The organism is Sphingobium sp. WR1, from assembly GCF_059693745.1.
The window spans coordinates 1-994 of the sequence record NZ_JCATID010000094.1 but is presented as its reverse complement, the minus strand read 5'-3'; the positions used below and the strand labels follow the sequence as shown (position 1 = coordinate 994).

The 994-nt window shown below is 66.3% G+C and carries 1 protein-coding gene; it reads right to left on the bottom strand.

The annotated features are described in order from the left end of the window. On the bottom strand, positions 1 to 936 hold a 936-nt coding region (locus AC58EF_RS28545; protein ID WP_497279741.1), incomplete at its 3' end, for an efflux RND transporter permease subunit. Positions 937 to 994 lie beyond the last annotated feature (58 nt).

The following is a 994-nucleotide window of genomic DNA, read 5'->3' as shown; positions in this document are numbered from 1 at the left end:
GATGCGGACTTGCGGCACGAGCACCTGGCTCTCCAGCTTCAGGTCGGACACGCCCTGGATGCCGGACAATGCCTCCCGAACGCGGGCGCCTGCGGCGCGAAGCTCGGCCTGATCGGGGCCATAGATGCGGACCACAATCGTCGCTCCCGCGCCGGTCAGCACCTCCTTGATGCGCTCGCGCAAGTAGGTCAGCACGTCGCGGAACAGGCCGGGATAGCCCTCCACCACCTCCTTGATGCGGGCGACCGAAGCGTCATAGTTCGCCGTCTCGTCGAGGCTGATCCACAGCTCGGTGAAGTTGGGACCGACCACCTCGTCGGCCGCTTCGGCGCGGCCGATATGCGCGCCGAAATTGCGCACGCCGGGGATCGCGCGCAGCTCCTTGGATGCTCGAATGGTGATCCGGTCCATCGCTTCGATCGAGGTGCCCGGTTTCTCGACGAAGTGCATCAGGAAGTCGGTTTCCCGGAAGTCGGGGAGGAACTGGTCCTTGAAGGTGGCGTAGCCGACACCGGCGAGCAAAAGTCCGCCGGCGACGATCCCGACCGCGAGCGACGGTCGTCCGACGACGCGCGGCAGGAAACCGACGNAGTCGGGGAGGAACTGGTCCTTGAAGGTGGCGTAGCCGACACCGGCGAGCAAAAGTCCGCCGGCGACGATCCCGACCGCGAGCGACGGTCGTCCGACGACGCGCGGCAGGAAACCGACGTAGCGACGCTTCAGCCCAGCGACGAAGCGCGTATCGCGCTCGACCTTCAACGGAGCATTGGGGAGCAGGAGCAGGCACATCGCCGGCGTCACGGTCAGCGCCACCAGGAGGGACGTCGCGATCGCCAGCACATAGGCGGTGGCGAGGGGCTGGAAAAATGTGCCGGCGACCCCGCCAAGGAAGAAGATTGGCAGAAATACAAGCATCACGATCAGCGAGGCAAACACGACCGCTGAGCGGACCTCCAGCGACGCCGCCAGCACTACCTCGAACGCCGGCCGGGGA